General features: G+C 52.9%; 25 protein-coding genes. 12 read left to right on the top strand and 13 right to left on the bottom strand.

Annotation, left to right across the window (positions count from 1 at the left end; all coding sequences use genetic code 11):
• Positions 1–26 precede the first annotated feature (26 nt).
• The gene (locus tag LH22_RS14970; protein WP_038647771.1) at positions 27–569 is read left to right on the top strand and encodes a cell division protein ZapC; all 543 of its coding nucleotides are present in this window, start codon (positions 27–29) and stop codon (positions 567–569) included.
• A gap of 4 nt (positions 570–573) precedes the next feature.
• On the opposite strand, the gene LH22_RS14965 is transcribed toward LH22_RS14970, so the two are convergent.
• Positions 574–1,683 (bottom strand): YcbX family protein, encoded by a 1,110-nt coding sequence (locus LH22_RS14965; protein WP_038647770.1) that lies wholly within the window; start codon positions 1,681–1,683, stop codon positions 574–576.
• A gap of 97 nt (positions 1,684–1,780) precedes the next feature.
• Here LH22_RS14965 and rlmKL point away from each other — a divergent pair, with 97 nt between their 5' ends.
• The 6 genes from rlmKL (at position 1,781) to rmf (ending at position 9,729) form a co-directional block, all read left to right on the top strand.
• Positions 1,781–3,898, top strand: a complete 2,118-nt coding sequence (gene rlmKL / locus LH22_RS14960; RefSeq protein ID WP_038647768.1) for a bifunctional 23S rRNA (guanine(2069)-N(7))-methyltransferase RlmK/23S rRNA (guanine(2445)-N(2))-methyltransferase RlmL — start codon at positions 1,781–1,783, stop codon at positions 3,896–3,898.
• A gap of 5 nt (positions 3,899–3,903) precedes the next feature.
• Positions 3,904–5,814: an ABC transporter ATP-binding protein gene (locus LH22_RS14955; protein WP_038647766.1), complete on the top strand. Its 1,911-nt coding sequence runs from the start codon at positions 3,904–3,906 to the stop codon at positions 5,812–5,814.
• A gap of 16 nt (positions 5,815–5,830) precedes the next feature.
• Complete coding sequence (gene pqiA, locus LH22_RS14950; protein ID WP_038647764.1) at positions 5,831–7,114, top strand: membrane integrity-associated transporter subunit PqiA; 1,284 nt, start codon at positions 5,831–5,833, stop codon at positions 7,112–7,114.
• The gene (gene pqiB / locus LH22_RS14945) at positions 7,086–8,729 is read left to right on the top strand and encodes an intermembrane transport protein PqiB (RefSeq protein ID WP_038647762.1); all 1,644 of its coding nucleotides are present in this window, start codon (positions 7,086–7,088) and stop codon (positions 8,727–8,729) included. The genes pqiA and pqiB overlap by 29 nt, the downstream gene beginning before the upstream one ends.
• A complete protein-coding gene (gene pqiC, locus LH22_RS14940) occupies positions 8,726–9,292 on the top strand; it encodes a membrane integrity-associated transporter subunit PqiC (protein ID WP_034820450.1) in 567 nt (188 codons plus the stop codon). Before pqiB ends, pqiC begins: the two co-directional genes overlap by 4 nt.
• Before the next feature lie 269 nt (positions 9,293–9,561).
• On the top strand, positions 9,562–9,729 hold the full coding sequence (gene rmf / locus LH22_RS20315; protein ID WP_007887362.1) for a ribosome modulation factor: 168 nt from the start codon (positions 9,562–9,564) through the stop codon (positions 9,727–9,729).
• 66 nt (positions 9,730–9,795) lie between these two features.
• Here rmf and fabA read toward each other — a convergent pair whose 3' ends face one another.
• Positions 9,796–10,314, bottom strand: a complete 519-nt coding sequence (fabA, locus tag LH22_RS14935; RefSeq protein WP_034820448.1) for a bifunctional 3-hydroxydecanoyl-ACP dehydratase/trans-2-decenoyl-ACP isomerase — start codon at positions 10,312–10,314, stop codon at positions 9,796–9,798.
• A gap of 67 nt (positions 10,315–10,381) precedes the next feature.
• Positions 10,382–12,244, bottom strand: a complete 1,863-nt coding sequence (locus LH22_RS14930) for an AAA family ATPase (RefSeq protein WP_045831668.1) — start codon at positions 12,242–12,244, stop codon at positions 10,382–10,384.
• A gap of 53 nt (positions 12,245–12,297) precedes the next feature.
• Between LH22_RS14930 and matP the strand changes: the two genes are divergently transcribed.
• Entirely contained in the window at positions 12,298–12,765 is a 468-nt protein-coding gene (gene matP, locus LH22_RS14925; protein ID WP_141399037.1) for a macrodomain Ter protein MatP, read from the top strand.
• A gap of 91 nt (positions 12,766–12,856) precedes the next feature.
• On the opposite strand, the gene ompA is transcribed toward matP, so the two are convergent.
• Both ompA and sulA read right to left on the bottom strand, forming a co-directional pair.
• Entirely contained in the window at positions 12,857–13,930 is a 1,074-nt protein-coding gene (gene ompA, locus LH22_RS14920; protein ID WP_038647757.1) for a porin OmpA, read from the bottom strand.
• 349 nt (positions 13,931–14,279) lie between these two features.
• Complete coding sequence (sulA, locus tag LH22_RS14915; protein WP_038647755.1) at positions 14,280–14,771, bottom strand: SOS-induced cell division inhibitor SulA; 492 nt, start codon at positions 14,769–14,771, stop codon at positions 14,280–14,282.
• Positions 14,772–14,992: 221 nt separating this feature from the next.
• Here sulA and LH22_RS14910 point away from each other — a divergent pair, with 221 nt between their 5' ends.
• Positions 14,993–15,616, top strand: coding sequence for a TfoX/Sxy family DNA transformation protein (locus LH22_RS14910; RefSeq protein WP_038647753.1), 624 nt, complete (start codon positions 14,993–14,995; stop codon positions 15,614–15,616).
• 1 nt (position 15,617) lies between these two features.
• On the opposite strand, the gene yccS is transcribed toward LH22_RS14910, so the two are convergent.
• Together yccS and LH22_RS14900 are read right to left on the bottom strand one after the other, a co-directional pair.
• Positions 15,618–17,756, bottom strand: a complete 2,139-nt coding sequence (yccS, locus tag LH22_RS14905) for a YccS family putative transporter (protein WP_038647751.1) — start codon at positions 17,754–17,756, stop codon at positions 15,618–15,620.
• Between the two features lie 12 nt (positions 17,757–17,768).
• Entirely contained in the window at positions 17,769–18,212 is a 444-nt protein-coding gene (locus LH22_RS14900) for a YccF domain-containing protein (RefSeq protein WP_034820431.1), read from the bottom strand.
• A gap of 123 nt (positions 18,213–18,335) precedes the next feature.
• Here LH22_RS14900 and helD point away from each other — a divergent pair, with 123 nt between their 5' ends.
• Positions 18,336–20,390, top strand: coding sequence for a DNA helicase IV (gene helD, locus LH22_RS14895; RefSeq protein ID WP_038647749.1), 2,055 nt, complete (start codon positions 18,336–18,338; stop codon positions 20,388–20,390).
• Positions 20,391–20,393: 3 nt separating this feature from the next.
• On the opposite strand, the gene LH22_RS14890 is transcribed toward helD, so the two are convergent.
• The gene (locus LH22_RS14890) at positions 20,394–20,855 is read right to left on the bottom strand and encodes a methylglyoxal synthase (RefSeq protein WP_034820416.1); all 462 of its coding nucleotides are present in this window, start codon (positions 20,853–20,855) and stop codon (positions 20,394–20,396) included.
• A gap of 67 nt (positions 20,856–20,922) precedes the next feature.
• On the bottom strand, positions 20,923–21,549 hold the full coding sequence (locus tag LH22_RS14885; protein WP_038647747.1) for a YccT family protein: 627 nt from the start codon (positions 21,547–21,549) through the stop codon (positions 20,923–20,925).
• Between the two features lie 175 nt (positions 21,550–21,724).
• On the opposite strand from LH22_RS14885, the gene LH22_RS14880 reads away from it, so the two are divergent.
• Complete coding sequence (locus LH22_RS14880; RefSeq protein WP_038647745.1) at positions 21,725–22,147, top strand: CoA-binding protein; 423 nt, start codon at positions 21,725–21,727, stop codon at positions 22,145–22,147.
• 32 nt (positions 22,148–22,179) lie between these two features.
• On the opposite strand, the gene hspQ is transcribed toward LH22_RS14880, so the two are convergent.
• Together hspQ and rlmI are read right to left on the bottom strand one after the other, a co-directional pair.
• Positions 22,180–22,497 carry a heat shock protein HspQ gene (gene hspQ / locus LH22_RS14875; protein ID WP_034820407.1) on the bottom strand — a complete coding sequence of 106 codons (318 nt, stop codon included), beginning with the start codon at positions 22,495–22,497 and terminating at the stop codon, positions 22,180–22,182.
• Positions 22,498–22,555: 58 nt separating this feature from the next.
• Positions 22,556–23,746 carry a 23S rRNA (cytosine(1962)-C(5))-methyltransferase RlmI gene (rlmI, locus tag LH22_RS14870; protein WP_038647742.1) on the bottom strand — a complete coding sequence of 397 codons (1,191 nt, stop codon included), beginning with the start codon at positions 23,744–23,746 and terminating at the stop codon, positions 22,556–22,558.
• Between the two features lie 82 nt (positions 23,747–23,828).
• Between rlmI and yccX the strand changes: the two genes are divergently transcribed.
• Entirely contained in the window at positions 23,829–24,107 is a 279-nt protein-coding gene (gene yccX, locus LH22_RS14865; RefSeq protein ID WP_038647740.1) for an acylphosphatase, read from the top strand.
• Here yccX and tusE read toward each other — a convergent pair whose 3' ends face one another.
• Positions 24,108–24,434, bottom strand: coding sequence for a sulfurtransferase TusE (tusE, locus tag LH22_RS14860; protein WP_038647738.1), 327 nt, complete (start codon positions 24,432–24,434; stop codon positions 24,108–24,110). It abuts the gene before it with no gap.
• 100 nt (positions 24,435–24,534) lie between these two features.
• The gene (gene yccA / locus LH22_RS14855; protein ID WP_034820380.1) at positions 24,535–25,191 is read right to left on the bottom strand and encodes an FtsH protease modulator YccA; all 657 of its coding nucleotides are present in this window, start codon (positions 25,189–25,191) and stop codon (positions 24,535–24,537) included.
• Positions 25,192–25,244: the final 53 nt, after the last annotated feature.

The raw sequence follows: 25,244 nt of genomic DNA, 5'->3' as shown, positions 1-25,244 counted from the left end.
GCGCAGCGATAACTACAGGGCATATCATGAAGTTTAAACCTGATGATAACTGGCGTTGGTATTTTGACGCAGAACACGATCGTATGATGCTGGATTTGGCCGATGGCATGCTATTTCGTTCGCGCTTCTCGCGTAAAATGCTGACACCGGATGCCTTTAATGTCAGTGGTTTTTGTGTCGATGACGCTGCACTGTATTTTACGTTTGAAGAGCGTTGCCGACAGAGTGGATTAAAAGGCGACCAGCGCGCTGAATTAGTGTTAAACGCATTAGTCGCGAGTCGTTTTTTAAAACCGCTCATGCCAAAAAGCTGGCATTTCACCAGCCATGCTCAGAGCTGGCAACCCGCATCAGGCGATATGGTGGCCGTGACGCTGGCCGATAGCGGCGAACAGGCGCAATTGCTGGTGGTCGAAAGTGGCGAAAATGCGGCGCTGTGCCTGCTGGCGCAAAATACATTATCGGTAGCCGGTAAAGGTATGCAGTTAGGCGATGCGATTAAGATCATGAACGATCGTTTGCGACCGCATCAGCAGGAACAAAACGCCCACTTTGCGCGGGCGGTTTAAGCGTTTAAGCCAGAACAATATCGCCTGCTGGAATACAGCTACAACTGAGAATCGTGCCGTCTGTGCGCACTGCGCTCTGTTTCAGCGCCTTCACTTCGCCCGATACCAGCGTCATCTTACAGCTACCGCATATCCCGGCACGACACGAGTAGGGAATGCGAAAGCCCTGCATCTCCAGTTGTTCCAGTAGCACTTGCTGGTTGTCGCCGGTAAATTCACTGCCCTGATAGCCAATGATCACTTCTGCCTGTTGGCTGGTAACCGGTTTGAGGGTTTCCACCACCGCGCCCGCGCCGTAAGCTCGCGGTGTCTGACGAGCCAAAACCGTGAGCTCATCGCCAACGCGGATCACCCCGCTGTTACGGGCGATCAGATTCAGACCGAAATCGATATCTCCGCTACCGTCCTGACCGCTGCGGAAACGTTGTAACGTGGCCAGGGGTTCACCTTCGGGATGTTTGCGTCCGCTTTCGGTGCCAACGGTGGTGAATACACAGCGGCTGCAAGGCTTGGGCATATCAAAAACAATCTCGCCGATTTTAACCTGCTTCCAGCTGTCTTCATCCCATGCCGCTGCGCCGCTGACCACCAGGTTAGGGCGGAATTGCTCAACGCGAACGCTGGCCGGGCAACGCTGCTGCAGATCCTGCAGTGACGACATATTCACCAGCAGGAAGGGAAAACCATCCGCGAAACTCAGCGATACCTCATCAAATTTTTTCACCCGCCGCGTGGGAGCAACACCGGTCCAGCGCAATTGCACGGGACGCGGGAAGAATTCGCTCAGCCAATCATTAATTTCAGCGGGCGCAATATGCGAGGTGAAATGATTCCCCCACACTTCAGTGGGTGACAACTGCGCCGTGAAATCGCTAAAGCGAATTAGCGCCTGGCTGCCATCTGGGGCATTTAAAAATAAGCCATCAGGCAACAGCGCGGGGGTAAAACGCACCATGTCCGGATACTGTCGTGCAGTAATAAAGGTGCCGTCCAGTTCGGTCACCATGAAGATGCGATCAAACGCCAGACCACTCTCCAGCACCTGTGCATGAGACAGTTGCAAACCGCGCATGGATTTGACCGGATGGATATAGAGGCGAGAAAGCGTAATCATCGAGACTCCAACAGGACAAAAAGAAGCTAACTTTATGACATAGGACGCTGATTCGCTATAATGCGCAACAATTTTAGCAAGAGTAAAAAGTGACGATATGAATTCTCTGTTTGCCAGTACGGCGCGTGGGCTCGAAGAGCTGTTAAAAACTGAGCTGGACGCGCTGGGTGCGCAGGATTTGCAGGTGGTGCAGGGCGGCGTCCACTTCCGTGCCGATGACCGTGTGATGTACCAAAGCCTGCTGTGGAGCCGACTGGCTTCGCGTATTTTGCTGCCGCTGGGAGAATTTGGCGTCTGGAGCGATCTCGACCTGTATGTGGGCGCGCAGAGCATTCCCTGGACCGAGATGTTCGACAGCAGCACCAGCTTTGCGATTCACTTTAGCGGCACCAATGAGGTGATCCGTAACAGCCAGTTCGGCGCGTTGCGTATTAAAGATGCGATCGTTGACAGTTTCACGCGCCAGAACCTGGAGCGACCAAGTGTGGATCGTGAACAACCGGGCATTCGCATTAATGCGTGGCTGAATAAAGATCGCGTGAGCATCGCACTGGATCTAAGCGGCGATGCGCTGCATCAGCGTGGCTATCGTCAGCAAACCGGCCAGGCCCCGCTGAAAGAAACGCTGGCGGCCGCGATTGTGATGCGTTCTGGCTGGCAGAGCACCACGCCATTGATCGATCCGATGTGCGGTTCCGGTACTTTACTGCTGGAAGCGGCATTGATCGCCACCGATCGCGCACCGGGCCTGCTGCGTAGCCATTGGGGCTTTAACCGTTGGAAAAACCATAATCAGGCGGTCTGGCAAGACGTACTGGCTGAGGCGAAAGAGCGTGCCCGTGTGGGCACCGCAGCCACAACCGCGCGTTTCTTCGGTTATGACAATGACAGCCGCGTGCTGGAATCCGCGCGTGCTAATGCGCGTCGTGCTGGTGTGTTCGAGCTGTTCACCTTTGCTCAGCAGGATGTGATTAAGCTGAAAAACCCGCTGGCGGGCCAGGAGATCACGGGCACCGTGCTGAGCAACCCGCCTTACGGCGAACGTCTGGAAAGCGAACCCGCGTTGATTGCGTTACACAGCCTGCTGGGACGTATCATGAAGCAGCAGTTTGGTGGCTGGAATCTGTCGCTGTTCAGTGCGTCACCGGAACTGCTGAGCTGCCTGCAACTGCGCGCCGACCGCCAATTTAAAGCCAAAAACGGCCCATTGGAATGTGTGCAGAAAAACTACCAGCTGGCCGCGACCAGCGGTGAAGGTAGCGCGCAGATTGCCGAAGACTTTGCCAACCGTCTGCGTAAGAACATCAAGAAGCTGGAAAAGTGGGCGAAGCAGTCCAACATTGAATGCTATCGCTTGTATGATGCCGACTTGCCGGAATACAACGTCGCGGTAGACCGTTACGGCGACTGGGTGGTGATTCAGGAATATGCCCCGCCGAAAACCGTGGATGCCAATAAAGCACGCCAGCGTCTGTTCGATGTGATCAGCGCCACCCTGAGCGTGCTGGAGATCCCGGCCAATCGACTGGTGATGAAAACCCGTGAGCGTCAGAAGGGTAAAAATCAGTATCAGAAGCTGGGAGAAAAGGGCGACTTCTTCGAAGTCCAGGAGTTTGACGCGCGTCTGCTGGTGAATCTGACCGATTATCTTGACACTGGTTTGTTCCTTGATCACCGTCTGGCCCGCCAAATGCTGGGCAAGATGAGTGCCGGTAAAGACTTCCTAAATCTGTTTGCCTATACCGGCACCGCCAGTGTGCATGCGGGTCTGGGCGGCGCGAAAACCACGACGACTGTGGATATGTCTCGCACTTATCTGGAATGGGCCGAGCGTAACCTGCGTCTTAACGGTTTGACCGGACGCCAGCATCGGCTGATGCACGCCGATTGCCTGAGCTGGTTGCGTGACAGTGACGAACAATTTGATGTGATCTTCATCGATCCACCGACGTTCTCTAACTCCAAACGAATGGAAGACGATTTTGACGTGCAGCGCGATCACATGATGCTGATGCAGAATCTGAAACGTCTGCTGCGTCGTGGTGGCACCATTATGTTCTCGAATAACAAGCGCGGCTTCAAAATGGACCTCGACGGCTTAGCCGCTCTGGATCTGCAGGCGCAGGAAATTACCCAAAAAACGTTGTCGCAAGATTTCGCACGCAACCGTCAAATTCACAACTGCTGGCTGGTTAGCCACGCCGGTAAGGAATAAGTTTTATGTCACTGATCAGTATCCATGGCGCTTACCTCTCATTCAGCGATGCGCCGCTGTTGGATAACACCGAACTGCACATCGAAGAGGGCGAACGCGTCTGTCTGGTGGGCCGTAACGGTGCCGGTAAATCCACATTAATGAAAATCATCAACGGCGAGCAACCGCTGGATGATGGCCGCATTATTTACGAACAAGATTTGGTGGTGGCACGTCTGCAACAGGACCCACCTCGCAACATCACCGGTTCAGTCTACGATTTCGTCGCTGAAGGCGTTGCGGAACAGGCTGAGCATTTGAAAGCCTATCACGCGATTTCTCATCTGGTGATGGAAGATCCTAGCGAGAAAAACCTCAACGAAATGGGTCGTCTGCAAACCATTCTGGATCATCAGAATTTGTGGCAACTGGATAGTCGTATTAATGACGTATTGCAGCAGATTGGTCTGGAAGCCGACACCGAGCTTTCCTCACTCTCCGGCGGTTGGTTGCGTAAAGCCGCGCTGGGCCGTGCGCTGGTGAGCAATCCGCGCGTGCTGATGCTCGATGAACCGACTAACCACCTCGATATTGAAACTATCAACTGGCTGGAAACCTTCCTCAAAACCTTTACCGGCAGCATCGTGTTTATCTCGCACGACCGTTCGTTTATCCGCAATATGGCGACGCGTATTGTCGATCTCGACCGCGGTAAACTGGTTTCATGGCCGGGCGATTACGATCAATTCCTGGTGGGTAAAGAAGAAGCACTGCGCGTCGAAGAGATGCAGAACGCGGAGTTTGACCGCAAGCTGGCGCAGGAAGAAGTCTGGATTCGCCAGGGCATCAAAGCGCGCCGTACCCGTAATGAAGGCCGCGTGCGCGCATTAAAAGCGCTGCGTCGTGAACGTTCAGAACGCCGTGATGTGATGGGCAAAGCCAACATGCAGGTTGGGGAAGCCGCGCGTTCAGGCAAGATTGTGTTTGAGATGGAAAACGTCAACTACAGCGTGGATGGCAAAACGCTGGTGCGTGATTTCTCTACTCAGGTGCAGCGCGGCGATAAGATCGCCCTGATTGGTCCGAACGGCTGTGGTAAAACCACCTTACTGCGTCTGATGCTGGATGAGTTAAAAGCCGACAGTGGTCGCGTGCACTGCGGGACTAAACTGGAGATAGCTTACTTCGATCAGCACCGTGCCGAACTGGATCCGGATCGGACCGTGATGGATAACCTCGCGGAAGGTAAGCAGGAAGTGATGGTGAACGGCAAGCCGCGCCATGTGCTGGGCTATCTGCAGGACTTCCTGTTCCATCCGAAGCGTGCGATGACGCCAGTGCGTGCGTTATCCGGTGGTGAACGTAACCGCCTGTTATTAGCGCGTTTGTTCCTGAAACCCAGCAACCTGTTGATTCTCGATGAACCAACCAACGACCTCGATGTGGAAACGCTGGAGCTATTGGAAGAGCTGGTGGATGGTTATCAGGGCACCGTGATGCTGGTGAGCCACGATCGTCAATTCGTCGATAACACCGTGACCGAGTGCTGGATCTTTGAAGGCAACGGTGAGATTGGAGCCTTTGTCGGTGGCTATCACGATGCACAACTGCAGCGCAGCGCCTACAAGCAAACCAAATCCGCCACGGTGAAAACCCCCTCGGCTGCACCAAAAGCCGCGGATAAAAATGAGCCAAAACGCAGCGCAAACAAACTAAGCTATAACCTGACGCGTGAACTGGAACAGCTGCCGCAAAAACTGGAGCAACTGGAAACGCGTATTGGTGAACTGCAGGCGAAGATGAGCCATCCAGACTTTTTTAGCCAGCCGCATGACAAGACTCAGCCCGTTTTGGATGCCTTAGCGCAGACCGAAAAAGAGCTGGAAGTGGCGTTTGAACGCTGGGAAGAGTTAGAAGCGCTGAAAAACGGCGCGTAACACAGAGGACGTCAGTATGTGTGCAACGGATCAGGCGCATCAGTGGATTCTCTGTCCACAGTGTGATTTAACCGTAAAACTGCCTGCCGTGCCGGTGGGCAGTCGCGCGCGCTGTCCACGTTGTCATACCACGCTGACGGCTAACTGGCATGAGCCGCGAAAACGTCCCACCGGGTACGCTTTTGCGGCACTGTTTATGCTGGTGTTGGCGAATCTGTTTCCCTTCATCAATATGCATGTGGCCGGGCTGAGCAGCCAAATCTCGCTGCTCGATATTCCTTCGGTGATGGACCGAGAAGATTACCGCAGCCTGGCGACACTGTTCCTGCTGTTCGTGCAGGGAATTCCCGCGTTTTGCATGATCACCATTCTTCTGTTGGTGAATCGCGTACGAATGCCACGCAGCTTGCGTCTTGGGCTGGCGCGTATTTTATTCCAGCTACGCAGTTGGGGCATGGCCGAAATCTTTATGGCGGGCGTGCTGGTGAGCTTTGTGAAACTGATGGCCTACGGCGAAATTGGCCTTGGCAGCAGTTTCTGGCCGTGGTGTCTATTCTGTGTATTACAGCTGCGCGCATTTCAGTGTGTAGATCGGCGCTGGGTGTGGCAGAGCATTGATCCACTCCCGGCATTGCCGAGGGTGCCGCAAGCCGGAATCAGTGGATTGAAGCAGGGACTGCGCAGTTGTCCTTGCTGTACCGCTATCTTATCTGTCGGGCAGGCTGAGTGTCCCCGCTGTGGCGTGGTCGCTGCACCGCGACGTAAGCACAGCTTGCAATGGACGCTGGCACTCTTGATCACCTCGGTGATGCTGTACATTCCCTCAAACATTATGCCGATTATGGTCACCGAGACGCTCGGCTCGCAGTATCCCTCGAACATCATGGCCGGGGTGATTCTGCTGTGGAGCGATGGATCCTGGCCAGTGGCGCTGGTGATCTTTATCGCCAGCATCATGGTGCCTTCACTCAAAATGCTGGCAATTGCCTGGCTATGCTGGCATGCCAGCGGTCGTGGTCAGCGTGATGATGAGAAAATGCACGTGGTGTATGAGGTGGTGGAATTTGTTGGCCGTTGGTCAATGATTGATGTTTTTGTCATCGCTGTGTTATCCGCGCTGGTGCGGATGGGGCAGCTGATGAGTGTTTACCCTGCGCCAGGCGCGCTACTGTTTGCCATGGTGGTGATTCTTACCATGTTTGCAGCGATGACGTTTGATCCGCGCCTGATTTGGGATCGATTACGGGAAACTGAACGAAAGGAGCCGTGTCTTGACGGACAACCATCACGGGACTGCTAAGGTCGACCAGATTAAACGCTGGTCACCGGTCTGGATTGTACCCATCGTCACGCTATTCATTGGTGGCTGGATCTTATTTTATCATTTCAGCCATCAGGGCCCTGAGGTGACATTAATCACCGAAAGCGCTGAAGGTATTGAGGCTGGAAAAACCACCATTAAGAGCCGCAGTGTCAATGTTGGTGTAGTGGAAAGTGCGGTATTAACTGACGATCTGCACCATGTGGAGATCAAAGCACGCCTCAATTCTGGTATGGAAAAACTGTTGCATGGCGACAGCGTATTCTGGGTGGTGAAACCGCAAATCGGGCGCGAAGGGATTACCGGTCTCGGCACATTACTTTCGGGTGCCTATATTGAATTGCAGCCAGGCACGAAGGGCGATCAACCTGAGCACTATCAACTGCTGGATGCGCCACCTCTGGCACCGCCGGATGCCAAAGGCATTCGCATCACACTCGACAGTAAAAAGGCCGGACAGCTAAATGCGGGCGATCCGGTGCTGTTCCGTGGCTATCGCGTGGGTACGGTTGAATCCAGCACCTTTGATACCGATAAACGCATGATGACCTATCAACTGTTCATCGCCGCCCCTTACGATCGTCTGATCACTACCAACGTCCGTTTCTGGAAAGACAGCGGCATCGCCGTCGACATGTCTGCCTCCGGCATGCGGGTGGAAATGGGTTCACTGACTACGCTGTTTAGCGGTGGTGTAAGTTTTGATGTGCCAGATGGCGCGGAGCTGGGGCAGATCGCCGAGAATAAAGCGGAATACCATCTGTTTGACGATCAGCGCAGCATCCAGGATTCGTTGTATACCACCCACACTGATTTCCTGCTGTTCTTTACCGATTCGATTCGTGGCTTGCAGGTAGGCGCACCGGTTGAGTTCCGCGGCATTCGTCTGGGTACCGTTTCACAAGTGCCTTACACCATTCCAGGTGTCAATCAGGCGTTGAATAACGATTATCGTGTTCCGATATTGATTCGCATCGAACCGGATCGCTTTATCAGCCGTCTGGGCGGAGATTTCAACCTTGAGCAGCATCTGCAGGATGGCAAGAAGCGAGGTCTGCGCGCCACGCTGAAAACCGGTAACCTCTTGTCGGGTGCGCTGTACATCGATCTGGACTTCTATGACAACGCACCGGCGTATAAAGGTCCAAATGAGATTGCGGGCCTGGAGGTGATTCCAACGGTCAGTGGTGGATTGAGTCAGATCCAGCAGAAGCTGACGGCAGCGCTGGATAAGATCAACGGTCTGCCATTAAATCCGATGATTACCGAAGCGACAGGCACCCTGAAAGAGAGCCAGCGTACGATGCAGCAACTGCAGAAAACTCTGGATAACCTCAATCACATCACTGCCAGCCCGGCGATGAAAACGCTGCCAGAAGATATGCAGCAGACGCTGCGCGAGTTGAATCGCAGCATGAAAGGCTTGCAGCCGGGTTCACCTGCTTATAACAAACTGGTGGGAGACATGCAGCGACTTGACCAGGTGCTGCGCGAATTGCAGCCGGTGCTGAAAACGCTCAATACCAAGAGCAATGCATTGGTGTTTGAAGCCAAACCGGGCCAGGATCCCCAGCCAAAGAGGGCGAAACAGTGAAAAAAGGGCTGATTATTGGTGCGATGCTACTCCTGGCAGGTTGTAGCAGCACCATCGAAAACACCTATTATCAACTGCCTGCGGGCAGCAACGTCGCGCGTGTAGACAGCGCATCCAGCGGCAACCAGCCAATGATTTGGGTCGAGCAAGTGTCGGTGCCGGATTATATGGCAGGGAACGGTTTGGTGTATCAAACCAGCGATGTAAAGTATGTGATTGCTGCCAATAACTTGTGGGCCAGTCCGCTGGATCAACAACTACAACAGACATTGATCAGCAACCTCAGCAAAGCGCTGCCGGGCCGAATTGTTGCCAGTGCTCCGCTGGGTGAAAGCCATGATACTTTGACGGTGAATGTGACCGGTTTCCAGGGTCGCTATGATGGCCAGGTAGTGGTGAGCGGAGAATGGCTCCTGCAACATCAAGGGCGCTTAATCAAACATGGCTTTAATCTGACTCTGCCGCAAAACGAAGATGGCTATGATGCGCTGGTGCGCACTCTGGCTATCGGCTGGCAGCAAACGGCACAACAAATCGCAAAAAGTGTCATTTCGCTAAATTAAGATTTGTTCGATGCTTATGCTAAGTCCCTGATTTGCCGTTGTGTGACGGACATCAAATCAGGGGCTTTTTTTATCGTCTTATCAGCCAGATATACACGGAATTGACAATTATAGATGTCGTTTTAACGTCAAATTGATGACATTGGCGTGAATTTTGCGCATTGATCTTTCTTCTGCTTGGGGTTAGAACATTACTGTGGTTGAACATTATATCGCCACTCTTTCTTTCCACCCAGAATCCACCAGACCTGAAATGAGGGAATCGAGGCATGAAGAGACAGAAAAGAGACCGCCTGGAACGTGCACATTCACGAGGCTATCAAGCGGGTATTACAGGCCGCTCAAAAGAGATATGCCCTTATCAAATGATCGATGCGCGGTCTTACTGGTTGGGAGGTTGGCGTCAAGCCATGGAGGACAGGTCGGCGGTGGCCTAGCACTGTCGGATGTCCATAAATGAAGGAAGAAACCTCCGCTGAATGCGGAGGTTTTCGTTTGGGGAATTAGAAAGCAGAGGTGTCTTTAAACAGACCCACTTTCAAATCTGTCGCGGTGTAGATCAGGTTACCGTCAACGAAGACTTCACCATCAGCCACGCCCATCACCAGCTTGCGGTTGATCACGCGCTTGAAGTGAATTTTATAAGTGACTTTCTTCGCGGTTGGCAGTACCTGACCGGTGAATTTCACTTCGCCCACGCCCAGTGCGCGGCCTTTACCTTCAGCGCCTAACCAGCCGAGGTAGAAGCCAACCAACTGCCACATAGCGTCAAGCCCGAGGCAGCCAGGCATGACCGGATCGCCTTTAAAGTGGCAATCGAAGAACCACAGGTCAGGGCGGATATCCAGTTCGGCTTCCACAAAACCTTTGTCAAATTTACCGCCGTCTTCGGTCATCATGACCACGCGGTCCATCATCAACATGTTATCAGAGGGAAGCGGCGGTCCATTTTCGCCAAACAGTTCGCCGCGACCTGAGGCAACCAGGTCTTCTTTGCTATAGGATTCGCGTTTATCTACCATGTTCTCAATATGCCTTCTTTTAGTGAAGCCCGAATATTAGCGAACAGTTGTACGCTGGGCAAATCAATCAGCTGTGGTTGAACCAGTTGAGCCAGCGGAATGGCCACGGACGATGACGAATTTCCTGCTGGTTCAGCTGTGCAATACGTTCCTGAATGGTATTGAGCAGTGATTCGCCGCTCTCACTTTGCCATGCGATACCGGTTAATAAGGGTAGCGCTTCATCCACGCTTTCGATTGCCCAGATGTGGAATTGCTCTTGCTTCACCGCATCGACCACAGCTTCGCTGAGGCTCAAATGGCGCACATTGCTGGCTGGCAGAATAACGCCTTGTTTACCTGTCAGCTCGCGTGACTGGCAAATGTTGAAGAAGCCTTCGATTTTTTCATTCAGGCCGCCAACAGGCTGCACATTACCAAATTGGTCCACGGAACCGGTCACCGCAATATGCTGGCTCAGTGGCTGATTGGCCAGTGCGCTAATCAGCGCGCAGAGTTCGGCCAGTGAGGCGCTATCGCCATCCACTTCGGAATAGGATTGTTCAAACACTAACGAGGCTGAGAAGGGCAGCTGTTGCTCGAGTTCAAGTTCAGCGATCAGATAAGCTTGCATAATCATCATGCCTTTCGCATGAATATTACCGCCCAGCTCGGCTTTACGCTCAACGTCAGTGAATTCACCATCACCTGGATGAACAACACAGGTGATACGCGACGGCTCGCCCCACGGACGCGGATGACCTGGAAACTCCACCACCGACAGACCATTAATCTGTCCCACCACTTCACCTTCAGTTTCAATCATAATCTGATTGAGCAGAATTTCGTCACGCATGCGGTCAGCCAGGTAGCTTTCACGCCATTCGCGTGCTTCCAGTGCTTCTTTTAATGCTTCAGCATTGATGACGTCACCGTGCAGCGCGGTTTCCTGCAGCTGACGGCGTAACCAGCGCGGGCAGAGCGGCAGGGTTTCTTGATCACCCGTGAAGCGAACCGCCTCATTGATCAACAGCGGCCAGAAGTCGGCTGCAGGCTGATCCAAGCCGGCTTGTTCAGCCTGCGTGAGCGTCCACTGGCACCAGAAGGTCATGTCCTCTTCATCGGTGATCTGCAGGTTCTCTTCGAACTCGCTGTACAGTGCCATTTCATGCACTTCTGCATCCAATTCCTGGAAGCTGGCTAACGCATCACGATCGCCACAAAGTACCAGGCGCAGTTGCAGCGGCAGAGAAGGGATGGCCACTGGCAACGGTTGGCGTTCGTCCTGCGAATACCAGTCAAAGCGACCCTGCTCGATGCACTTACGCAGACGCAGCCATAGCAGTGGTTGAGCCAGTAGCGTATTCACGGAGAGGATTAAAGTGCCGCCATTGGCCTGATGAATCAATCCCGGCTCGGGCTGGATACGATCTTTGTACTGACGCACACAACCAAACAGCTGTTCTGCTTCAATCCAGTCGGCAAAGTGAACGCCGCCCTGACTGGTGAATGGCCGGTTAGCATCGCTGGGCGGCATCAGGCTGACCGTGTCGCCCATGACATGATAGTCACCGCCATACAGCGCGATCTCTTCAGGCTGGAAGCGCTGCGCGGCTTCGGCGATGCACGCGAGATAATCGCTGTTTTCCTGGCTGCGTAATAGCAACAGAGGAAAACCCAAGGTTTGATGATGCAAATGCGCCAGCGCATTCAGCAGACGCGGCTGAACCGCGGCAAGACTATCGCTATCTTCCAGTGAGACGTTTGAGAAAATGGATTGGTAGCGGATGCTATCCGGCTGCAGGGCTTGCCACGTAATTTGAGTGCTGGTCAAAATATTCGCATTAGTCAGATTTAGGAAAAGCGCGATTATACAGGAATCAACCTTGTTAAGCACTGCGGAGTTCCAGCCCGAAATGTGATGACCGCTACATGTTTTTCCTTGCTGCATCCGGGAAAAAAGCTGTTATTCTTAGTTTGTTACGTGATCACGATGAGATTCCGATGAAATACCAGCAACTCGAAAATCTTGAAAGTGGATGGAAGTGGAAATACCTGGTGAAAAAGCATCGGGAGGGTGAATTGATCACCCGTCATCTTGAGCTTAGCGCCGCGCAGGCTGCGGTGGATGCCTTACTGGCGATGGAAAATAGTCCAGTAGAGGTAGCGGAATGGATAGCTCAGCACATTCACCCCGATCTCGAGAACCGTCTGAAGCAGACTATTCGTGCGCGCCGTAAGCGGCACTTTAATGCGGAACATCAGCATACGCGTAAGAAGTCGATCGATCTGGAATATCTGGTGTGGCAGCGTCTGGCAGGATTGGCGCAGCGTCGCAGCAATACGCTATCAGAAACCATTGTGCAGTTGATTGAAGATGCCGAGCGCAAAGAGAAGTATGCCAGCCAGATGTCAACGCTTAAGCAGGATCTGCAGGCGATTCTGGGTAAAGGCGGATCAGAGAACGAATAGCGCTGATGTGTGCACTATGATGGTGTTGTGAGTCAGTTGAAAAGAGATAAAAAAAACCCCGCCAGAGCGGGGTTTTTTAATGCGTGATAACTTAAGCCTGTGGCTGAGTTACAACGTCTTTGATACCTTTCACGTCGATTTCAACGCGACGGTCTGGCGCCAGGCAGTCGATCAGGGCATTACGGCCTTTCACGCTGTCACAGGTGTTGCCAGTCACTGGGTTAGATTTGCCCATACCGCGTGCAGAGATCTTGTTAGAAGGGATACCTTTAGAAACCAGGTAATCAACTACAGACTGAGCGCGTTTCTCAGACAGTTTCTGGTTGTACTGCTCTGAACCGATACGGTCAGTGAAGCCTAGTACTACAACAGAACCGTCTTTAGGATCCATTGAGCTCAGCTGGCTGTACAGCTGATCCAGAGCCTGCTGGCCTTCTGGTTTCAGAGTCGCTTTGTTGAAGTTGAACAGTACGTCAGACTTCAGAGTGAAACGCTTGGTTTCAACAACTGGCGCTGGAGCAGGTGCTGGAGCAACAACTGGTGCTGCTGCTTCATCCTGACCGAAACGGTAAGAAACGCCGACGCTCAGCATGCTGTTGTCTGGACGCGCACCAACGGTACCTGCGTCACCGATGTTGTTAACCCACTGATAGTCCAGGCGAGTCGCCCAGTTTTTGGTCAGTGCGTATTCAACACCAACAGCAGCCAGCGGAGAAACGCCGGTGTCGTGGTTGCTGATACGGTCGCCAGTGTTCAGATTGGCCTGCTTAGAGTCTGCACGCCATACCATGCCGCCCAGACGGGTATACACGTCCAGATCGTCAGTGATTGGGTAGCTCAGTTTAGCTGCCAGCTGAACGCCTTGTGCTTTGAATGCGCCGTTAACTTGGTCGCCTTTGTTAGGCATACGGCCTAACCAGTCGTAGCCCAGCTCGAAGCCCAGGTATGGGTTAGCCTGGTAGCCCAGGAATGCACCAGCGCCAAGCTGAGATTCGTGAGTTGGACCGTCATTGTTCGCGTAACCGTTACCGTAGTAACCAGTATCGTGATACTGAGACCAGCCCAGTTTAGCACCGGTGTACCAGGTGTTATCTTTAGGAGCGGCCTGCGCTACGGTAGCGAAGCCAGCCAGTGCCACTGCAATTGCGATAGCTGTCTTTTTCATTTTTGCGCCTCGTTATCATCCAAATAGGCAATGAGCAAAAAGGTTGCTCTTTGTGTTAATCCTTCGCCGGGTCTAAACGCTCGCTTATGACTCTACCGAAAAAACGGAGGTTATTGAGCACCCTGGCGAGATAAAGTCTACAACGAGATTGGAAAGTTACAAGTATGATGTGAGGCCAGCCAGCAAAAAAACAGGGATTTATACACACATATTAACAAATCACATGGCAAAATCTTCGCCAGCGAATTGAGAAAATGCGGCTAAACCATTGTCAAAGCTGGCGGGAAAAGAATCAGTGGCTTAGCAGCATCCTTAAGAAAAAAAAGCGTGAGAAAATTCCTGGTTTTACTTAATGAAACAAATCCGACGGAATTTTTGGCGTATTTGGTTGTCTGGACAAGACGCGATCGTGACCTTGCGGACGCATAATCAAACCCAGTGCTTCACCTTCTGCCGCTGCCATTTCGAGTTCAAACCGTTCTTCATCATTCAATTCGTACGGAATCCAGGCCAAAACCACACTATAATTTCCCGTGCGCAGTGCCTTCACCATACTTTCCACTGTCGTGAGTCGTTCAGATTCGGTGATATGCATACTTTTCTCAAGCGGTAATCCTGACTGCTGCATCCAGTTGCGGTTCAGCTTATGCGCTGGTGTTAACCACAGCTGCCAGCGGGACTGTTCGCTGAGTTGCTTTAACACCGGCAACAGCAGTAACTGCATCATGCCAGGTTGTTCGCTGTAACGTAGTTCAGTAATTCCACCCAGAGAAGGCTGCGTCAGGCTTGAAGAAGCAAAACGTTGAGAACGATCAGCAGGGCCAGAGAATTGAGTACGCATGTTTTAATCACTCAGTAATGAACTGTATGGATGTACAGTAATATCTTCCTGGATAAAGATCAACCTCAATTTCTGAAAACACCTCGCAAATTGTGCACAACGCACACAGCAAATGCTTTTATTCATTGAACAGCTAATGGGTTTTTTCTATCTCCTAACCAGATGAAAAACCAGGATTTTAAGGAATTTTCTCGAATGAGAATTCACGGAAAGGAGCTGTAATGAAAACCAACAATCCACTCGTTAAACAATCCAAAACACAGCTGGCGCCGCTGGGAAAGATCGAATCCCGAACGCAATTTGGTGGCTATGCACTGACAGTAGAAAAGGTCATTTTTGCATATATCAACGAAGACGCGCTTTACCTGCGTGCCAGTGAGGCATTGCAGACTTACCACACCCAACGTGCTCTTGAACCGCTGGTCTATCGCAAACGCGGCATACCGGTGCAACTGAATTACTTCAAGGTGGATGCAAAGCTTTGGCAGGATCCTGAGCAATTATTGCGGTTGTCGGCCAGTGCGCTGCACGCAGCACAGCATGAGTTAGCAAACCGGACAGTGACCTTACGGCTGAAGGATCTGCCTAACCTTAGCCTGCGCATGGAGATGATGCTGCATAAAGTTGGCATCAGTTCAGTGAAAGTGCTGCATGAAATGGGATCGCGCCAAAGCTGGCTCAAACTGCGTGCCGTTAACAAACATATCGGGCTGAAAACGTTAATGGCATTGGAAGGGGCGATTTCCGGACATCACCAGGCAGCATTGCCTGCAGCGATCAGAGATGAGCTCTACGCGTGGTATGTCAAAACGCTCCACCCCAAAAACGCGGTGGAGCAACGTTAACTTAATGGCTGGATAATGTGCGGCGCAGGCGGGCAATTTCTGGCAGCAGGGCAATCAGTAAACCCAACTGCTGCATCACCAGCGGCGCCTGCACGTCCGAACTGTTTTTAATATCACTTAATTGCTGCATCACCTGCTGCTGCATGGCTAATGCCTGCTTGTCGTCAACGCGTTCAATCTGCAACACATCTTCAACAAAACACACTGCATCGTCTAAAACTTTGAGCAATGCGGGATCAGTAAGCTGTTCGCGATGCGCGCCCAGCGCTGAGATGTAGCTCAGGAAAGAGTGATTCAGGCACAGTAACCGGAACGCGTTTTCACGCAGCGGTTGCTGCAGCTTAAGCTCGCTACTCATGTTCGAGACCACCGATGCTAATTCCGCATCGGCATTATGAGCATCACGGCGCGCCACACGATAAGCCAGACGATTATCTTTGCCCTGATGATATTGTTCCAGGATAGCATCGAGATAACGACAATTGGCATTCAGTGTGCGATCCGCCACGGCGCTAATTTTGCGAAAACGCCAATCGGGCCAGACAAATGCCACTGCCAGCCAGGCCAGTCCGCAACCTAACAGTGTGTCAACAATGCGCGGCAACGCCACCTCAAAGCCTTCGCCCAGCAGGTTAAAGCAGAGCAGTACCAGCAAGGTGATGAACAGTGTGGCTTGCGCATACTGAATCTGACGAAAGGCAAAAAACAGCACGCCACTTAGCACGATGAGAATCAGTTGCCCTTCAATAGAGGGCACTAACCACAGTACCGGTAAGCCAATAGCGATACCCGCTAATGTTCCACCAATACGTAAGGCGAGCCGGCGGCGAGTGGCATTGTAGTTAGGCTGGCAGACAAACAGACTGGTGAGCAAAATCCAGTAGCCGCGATGAAGACCGGTAATCTGAATAAAAGCGTAGCCCACGCAAAGCACGAAGGACATGCGTACAGCATGGCGGAATAGTGCTGAACCTGGACTCAGATGACGGCTTAGCCGTAACCGGATATCCGCCCATCCGCTCAGCCCTTCACGCGAAAGATGGTTATCTGCTGAGGCAGGTGGTTCGGCCAGCGCTTGTTCAGACTCAATCGAGGCCAGTTGCGCATCAATCGCACGCAGATTACGCAGCAGCCAAAATAGCGCGCGGATGTGAGAATCCTCGGGATCATTCTGTTGCAATCGTTCCAAAGCCGTTTCCAGCCGGGAGAAGGTGCGCTCAAAACTGCTGTCATGATGCCATGGCTGGCGTAGCAGGATGCTCTCAGCCAGCTTGCGACAGGCTTGAGCTTGCATATTCAACAGGCGCTGAAAGCGGAACAGCACCTCGTTATAGCGCCAGTCATCACGCAGCAGGTGATATTGCAGATGGGATGAGCTGGCGCGTTCGTGAATATCCTGCGCGACGAAATAGTAGTGCAAACTGCGACGTGTGCTGCGCGATCCACGGTCGCCTCGCAAGCGACTCTGAATGGTGGTTTTCGTCTGATTGAGTTGCGCCACCAACTGGCTGTTCACCATCGCCGTGGCAATGGTACTGGCATCATCCTGTTCACCAGCATCGGGATCGAACAAATTAGCCTTGGCCTCCAGATAACTCGCCAGCTGAGAAAAGCTGGCCGCCAGTTGCTCCTGCACCGGCCGCACCGGGAAAATCAAATGACCGATAAATGTCAGCAGGTTGTACCATAGCGCACCAATCAATAGCAGAGCGGGCTGCATCCACCATTGAGGGAATAAGCCAATACCCAACATGGTATAAACCGCAATGAGCAGCGCACCAAATGCGATAGTGGCATAGCGCTGCCCCAGAGCGCCAAGCAAAATGAAGCCCCAGCTCGAGAGCGCCAAACCGATGGTAAAGGCCCACGGATAGGGAAACAGCAACTCAACCGATACCGAAGCGATGCAGAAACAGACCAGCGTAATCATCAGATTGCGCAGGCGGCCAGTCCATCGATCATCCAGATCGGCCAGCGCAGCCGCCACCACGCCGAGCGTCAATGGAATGGTCCACTCTATTTGCTGCAGCCACCAGGGAACGGCGGCGCACCCTGCCAGCGCAAAGAAGATGCGCAATAAATAACGCAGGCTGCTATTGAACAAATAGCGTCGCCATCCCGGCATCGCGTTCAGAAGCATCAATCGTCCGCCTTAGTATCGACGACGCGCATTCGCTTCACGCGCAGCCTGAGCCTCTTCCACCGAGACCACACGGCGGCCTACGGGCCAGAGTGCGATAGCGGCAATTTTGAAGTTAGCGATACCGACGGGGATACCGATGATGGTCAGGCATTGGATGATGCCGGCTGAAATATGCATCAGACACAGCCACCAGCCGAAAAACACCAGCCAGAAAATGTTGAGGAAGGTTCCGCCCGCATTCAGCACGTGGCTTTTACTGTCAGGGCGCAGCACATCGACATGCACCGCTTCATTACCAAAGGGCAGAAGTGAAAGTTTAGTGATTTCCCAACAAGATCGCGTTAAAGGCAGGGTAAAGATAAGCACAATGCTGACAAGCGTGGCAAACAGCCAGCTTAGCGTGGTGAACACGCCACCCAAAACGAAGTTAAGAATATTCAATACGGTGCGCATAACACGATTTTCCTTTTGCAATCCGCAATATGTGTCGCCCAGTTTAACGTGTTTTAGGGCTGGAGCGCCAAGGGTCTGACAGGTAAACTGCGCGATAATTGAATTCCACAAGACGGTGCGGACATGGAACTGAAAGCAACATCAATGGGCAAACGTCTGGCTCAGCATCCTTATAATCGGGTGCGTCTGCTGGCCGCTGGCGTGGAAGTCAGTGGCGATCGTCACGAATATCTTATCCCGTTCAATCAGTTAATCAGCATTGCCTGTAAACGCGGCATGGTTTGGGGAGAGCTGGAATTTCACTTGCCAGAAGATAAGGTTGTACGCCTGCACGGCACGGAATGGCAGGAGACGCAGCGTTTCTTCCACTACTTGCAGCATGCCTGGCAGCAGTGGAGCCAGGAGATGAGCGAAGTCAGTGCACAAGTCTTGATGGCTCTGGAACAGGAGATCATCGCCTTCACGCAACAGGATCGCTGGTTAAAGCGCAGCGAACTGGCTACGGTAAAAGAGAGCATTCAACGCCAATTTTCCGCCTTACCGTTGCCACTCTCACGCATGAATGAGTTCGATAATTGCCGTGCGCGCTGGCAGTTTTGCCAGCAGTGGTTAGAGCAAGGTGAAACCGCCATTCGCCAGCGCAACCGTGAATGGACGACGAAGGTCATCAAGGACTACCACGAATTTTTCTCCACTGTCGAAACCACGCCGCTCAACGCTTCCCAGTGCGAAGCGGTGGTCAACGGTGAAGACGCCTTGCTGGTGCTGGCCGGTGCGGGAAGTGGTAAAACCTCGGTGCTGGTGGCACGCGCCGGCTGGTTGTTGAAACGCAAGCTGGCACAGCCGGAGCAGATTCTGTTGCTGGCGTTTGGTCGCCAGGCGGCCGAAGAGATGAACGAGCGTATTCAGCAGCGCTTAGGTGAGAGTGCGATTCAGGCGCGAACGTTTCACGCGCTGGCATTGCACATCATCCGCGAAGGCAGCAATAAGCAGCCGGTGATCAGCAAGCTTGAAAGTGACAGCAAGGCGCGGCGGCAACTGCTGATCGACACCTGGCGCGAACAGTGTAATAGCAAAAAAGCGCAGGCGAGCGGTTGGCGCCAATGGTTACAGGAGGAACTGGCGTGGGAGGTCGCTGAAGGCCCATTCTGGCAGGATGACAAGTTGGCGCAACGGCTGGCCTCACGCATGGAGCGCTGGCTGGGGCTGATGCGTATGCACGGCGGTGCGCAGGCCGCCATGATTGCCGATGTGCCAGAAGAGTATCGCGATAATTTCAGTAAACGCGTGAAACTGATGGCCCCGCTATTAAAAGCCTGGAAGGGTGCGTTGAAAGAAGAGGGGGCAGTCGATTTCTCCGGGCTGATCCATCAGGCGATTGCCATTCTCGAAAAAGGGCGCTTTATCAGTCCGTGGAAGCATATTCTCGTGGATGAGTTTCAGGATATCTCGCCACAGCGCGCCGCTTTATTGACTGCGTTACGTCAGCAGAATAAGCGCACCAGTTTGTTCGCGGTGGGCGATGACTGGCAAGCAATATATCGTTTCAGCGGTGCCGAGATGAGTCTGACCAAGGCTTTCCACCACTACTTTGGAGACGGCGATCGCTGTGTGCTGGACACCACCTATCGTTTCAATGATCGCATCGGTGAGATTGCCAACCGCTTTGTGCAGCAGAATCCCCATCAGCTGCGCAAGCCGCTCAACAGTCTGAGCAAGGGGAATAAGAAGTCAGTCACGCTGCTGCCGCAGGAGCAACTGGAACCGTTGCTGGATAAATTAAGTGGCTATGCGAAACCGGAAGAGCGCGTGCTGATGCTGGCGCGCTATCACCATTTGCGTCCGGGCATCCTCGATAAAGCGAAAACACGCTGGCCGAAATTGCAGATCGATTTCATGACCATCCATGCCAGCAAAGGGCAGCAGGCTGATTTTGTTATTATGCTGGGGCTGCATGAGGGGCGCGATGGCTTCCCCGCTGAGGCACGTGAATCGATTATGGAAGCGGGATTATTACCCCAGCCGGAAGATTTCCCGGATGCTGAAGAGCGGCGCTTAGCCTATGTGGCCATTACCCGTGCACGTCAGCAGGTGTGGATGCTGTTTGATAAAGATCGGCCTTCCGTTTTTGTCGAACACTTCCGCGAATTGGGCGTGCCGCAAAGTCGGAAGGCCTGAACACTACGCTTTAAGGCGGTCGGCAAGATAGCGCTGATAATCGGGGATTTGGATCTCAAACTGCTGGGCAAACATCGGTGCCTGAATAATGAAATCTGCGGTGGCGCGATTGGTCGCCACCGGGATATTCCACACGGTGGCCAGACGTAACAGGGCTTTGACATCGGGATCGTGCGGCACCGCATTTAACGGATCCCAAAAGAAGAACAACACATCGATTTTCCCTTCGGAAATTAAAGCCCCCACTTGCTGATCGCCGCCCATCGGGCCGCTTAGCATGGCGTTGACGTCTAAACCGGTGTGGCGATTAATCAGATTACCGGTGGTGCCGGTGGCATAGAGCACATGCGGTTGCAGCGCGCTCTGGTTGGCTTTGACCCACTCCAGTAGTGTTGCTTTGCAGTGATCGTGGGCAACGAGGGCAATGTGTTTCTGAACGTTAAGGGTACGAACGGTCTGCTCCATAGGGCTTCCTGTTTCTTCTCATGCATTAATTTTAAGGCATGAGTTTACCCCTGACATTTCAACACTATCAACTTGCGCGTAAGGTTTTCATCCAACTGATAAATCTCAGGCGTGTAGCAGCATCAAAACGCTGAAACCACTGTTGCAGATAAGGTAACTCCCCCGCATCCTGCCAGGCAAAATCGAGACTCATCTGGGCATCCGACGCACTCACCGATTGCAGCGCAAAGCGAGGAACCGATGCCGCCTGGGCAGTACGGTTATAATTCAACATGGCCTTTTCCAGATCGCTATCACTACCCAGTGGTAAGCGATCGCGCACGCTGGTGATTTCATTGCCTCGTTCATCAACTAGCTGGAAATTGAGCGCCTTATCGAACGTGCTGCGTTCCCGGCGGTTGGCCAAAGCGGGTAAACGAATCGCGACTGAAGTGGCGCTGGCATTGAACGTGACGATCATCGGCACCGACTGAAAATGCGTGGCATCCGCACAAGGTTTTTCAACGCGAAACAGGAATTGATGCTGCCCACGCTCCAGCTCCAGGCTGTCCGCGCCTTTCAGCAACGAGCCTGAGATTTTGCGACCATCGAGCACCAGCAAATCGATTTCAGGATCGAGTTTCAGGGTGATGGCATGGCAGGATGCCGATACGAGTAACACGAGTAAACTCGTAACAGCCAAAGACAGCTTCATTTCAACTCCCGGAGGATGGGGATTAAGGGTGATGTGTAGCAAATTATTACATTATGGCAGTAAATTTACATTTTCACATATTTATTCGTGCTGAGGCGCAAAGTTTTTATCCGAGGGGCTTGCACTGTGTCACGCAATGGCAACTACACTCAGGCGAACGAACAAGGAGAAAAAAATGAATGATCAAACGATTCGTGATGTGTTGAGCCGAACCAAACGCATTGCATTGGTCGGGGCGAGCGATCGCGCCGATCGCCCAAGCTATGGTGTGATGAAGTTTTTGCTTGATCAAGGTTATGAGGTTATTCCGGTGAGTCCAAAACTGGCGGGACAGCAATTGCTGGGGCAGACCGCTTACGCCACGCTGGCAGAAATTCCGGGTAAAGTGGATATGGTAGATGTGTTTCGCAATGCTGAGGCCGCGTGGGGTGTGGCACAGGAAGCGATTGCCATTGGTGCCGATACACTGTGGCTGCAGTTGGGCGTGATCAATGAGCAGGCGGCAGTGTTAGCAGGAGATGCCGGCATGACGGTGGTGATGGATCGTTGCCCTAAAATTGAAATTCCGCGCCTGGGCATAGTGCCCCTGGCGCAGTAAAACAGCAACGGCGACCAAGGTCGCCGTTAGCATTAATGGCGCAGGCTGGGTGCCTGCAACTGCTGCCGGATAGAAGCGGCGAGTTCATCCATCGAAGGTTGCTCAGGATGCTCATACGACGTTTCACCTGCTAACTGAATTTCGGCGACATAGGTGTGTACCTGTTCACCTTCTTCATCTTCCATCACCACGTGATACCAGGGTGCGGCACGCAGGGTTTCACTGGCGGCCACATCATCCTGTTCGGGTTCATCGAGTGAAAACTCCGGGTCGACATCCACGATAACGCCGAGCACCCCGGAGAGACGGTGACGGACCTGCTGTCCAATTCCAAATTTACTGGTAATCATTGTGCCTCCCAAAACTGTGCCCTGTCTCTAATATGGAGGCAGGGTGCAGATTTTCAAGTCACAGCACGCGGCAGGCAAATCCTTTCAGATAAAGCCCTTCAGGATAGCTCGCGATCACGGGATGATCGGCTGCCTGACGGAACTGCTCAACAAATTGTACATCACGACCCGCATCGACTGCGGCATCGGCGATAATTTTCTGGAACAGATCGGTGGCCATCAGTCCTGAGCATGAGAATGTCAGCAGAATGCCGTTAGGATTGAGCAACTGCATCGCCAGCATATTGATATCTTTATATCCGCGGCAGGCGCCCATCAGCTGGTTCTTGTTCTCAACAAACTTCGGCGGGTCCATTACAATGACGTCAAACTTTTCGCCGCTGTCACGATAGCGACGCAGCAGTTTGAACACATCATCACGAACGAACTGTGCACGCGATAGATCGAGGCCATTCAGCTCCACGTTCTGTTTTGCCACATCCAGCGCATCCTGTGACGTATCCACGCTGATCACTTCACGGCAGCCGCCCATCAAAGCTGACACGGCAAATCCACCGGTGTAGGAGAAACAGTTCAGCACACGAGCGTTCTCAGCGTAGCGGCGCGTGGCAAAACGGCTGTCACGTTGATCAAGGTAGTAACCGGTTTTATGGCCACCCTGAATGTCGACCAGCAATTTCATACCGTGTTCGGTAATCGGCAATAGCGGCGGAGGCAACTCGCCGGTCACCGGACCTTGTGTCAGTTCCAGTCCCTCTTTTTTGCGCACGGCAACATCAGAACGATCGTAAATAGCGCAAGTTGGGAAGCATTGCTGCAAAGCAGAGAGAATCGCCGGACGTTGATATTCAGCTCCGGCAGAGAGCAGTTGCAGCACCATAAAGTTGCCGAAACGGTCAATGGTCACGCCAGGCATGCCATCCGATTCACCGGCAATCAGGCGATAGCTATCAAGGCCATCGCGCTGCGCCAGCCATTCGCGCCACTGCTGCGCTTTTTCGAAAGCACGCACAAAAAAGGCGATGTCGATTGACTCATCCTGCTGCCAGCTCCAGACGCGCGCGCGAATTTGTGACTGCGGGGAATAAGCGGCACGGGCCAGCCATTTACCATTGCTGTCGCAGACATCAATGGTTTCACCAGACTGGGCTTTGCCTTCCATACGGGCAACGGCACCTGAGAACACCCACGGATGGCGGCGGAGCAGGGATTTTTCACGTCCCTTAGCGAGAATCAATCGAACAGTCATGTTTGCTATGCTTACCTGAAAAAATGAGGCGCCATTTTCCGGTGGATGGCGGCAAATTGCAACGCACAATGGGGAGATCGCCATGGCGAACACTTGCTATAAAATTTGGGTGCACGGTATTGTGCAAGGCGTGGGCTTTCGTTATTACACGCAGTCACAGGCCAATAAATTAGGCGTTACTGGCTATGCGCATAATCTGCGCGACGGCAGTGTTGAAGTGCTGGCCGCTGGCGATGAACAAAAAGTGGATGCGTTAATCGCCTGGCTAAAAGCAGGTGGGCCGACCAGCGCTCGGGTTGATAAAGTGCTGGTGGAACCTCATCAACCCACGCCGATGCCCACGCGATTTACGACTGGCTAATTACAAACACTTGGCAGGTTTTGGCAAACCGGCAATTTTAGTGGCTTGTTTTGCCGGACCTTCCGGGAACAGTCGGAACAGGTAACGGCTATTGCCTTTTTCCTCGCCATATTTCTGCGCCATGGCTTTCACCAGCATGCGCACCGCAGGGGAAGTATTGAACTCCTGATAGAAGGCGCGCACAAAGTGCACCACTTCCCAGTGAGCCTCACTCATCACAATGGCTTCATTCTCCGCAATCACCGCAGCGAGTGCTTCGCTCCAGTCCGCACTATTTTTTAAGTAGCCTTCCGCATCGGTGGCGATCTCTTTACCGGCAAAAATCACAGTTATTCCTCACAGCATTAAGGCGCGTATTGTAAGTTCGCCTGCGGTAAAAAAGCAAAAACCCCGCCGAAGCGGGGTTAGTCGTGTTAACTACAATGACTTAATCTTTGCTGGCGAAACCTAACAGGCTCAGCAGACTGACAAAGATATTGTACAGCGAGACATACAAGCTCACGGTGGCGCGGATGTAGTTGGTTTCGCCGCCATGAATGATGTTACTGGTTTCCCACAGAATCGCACCCGCAGAGAACAGGATAAACAGCGCACTGATCGCCAGATGCAGCGCTGGCAGTTGCAGGAAGATATTCGCCACGACCGCAACCAGCAGCACCACGAAGCCAGCCATCATCATGCCGCCGAGGAAGGACATGTCACGACGTGTGGTCAGGACGTAGGCCGAGCAGCAGAAGAACACCAGCGCTGTGCCGCCCAGCGCCATGGCAATCACATCGCCCATGCCCGCAGCGAGGAAAGAGCTCAGAATGGGACCGAGGCAGTAACCGAGGAAGCCGGTAAAGGCGAAGGCCGCCAGAATCCCTGCCGGGCTATTTGCCAGACGGTAGGTTAGGAACATCAGACCGTAAAAACCGACCAGCATCAAAATTAAGCCCGGAGAGGGCAGAGCAAACACGGTGCTGAGCGTGGCGGTGACCGCGGAAAACGCCAGCGTCAGGCCCAGTAAGAAGTAGGTATTGCGCAGCACTTTGTGGGTGCTGATCAGCGATTGCTGCTGTGACGAGCTAATTATTCTATCCATCATGCGCTCCATTATAGAGAGAGAACACCAAATATGGCCTGCGGATACGCAAC

This window comes from Pantoea rwandensis (assembly GCF_000759475.1).
In the GTDB taxonomy this organism is placed as follows: domain Bacteria; phylum Pseudomonadota; class Gammaproteobacteria; order Enterobacterales; family Enterobacteriaceae; genus Pantoea; species Pantoea rwandensis_B.
Note: the sequence above shows the minus strand (reverse complement) of the source record. Positions and strands in the feature narration are given on the sequence as shown.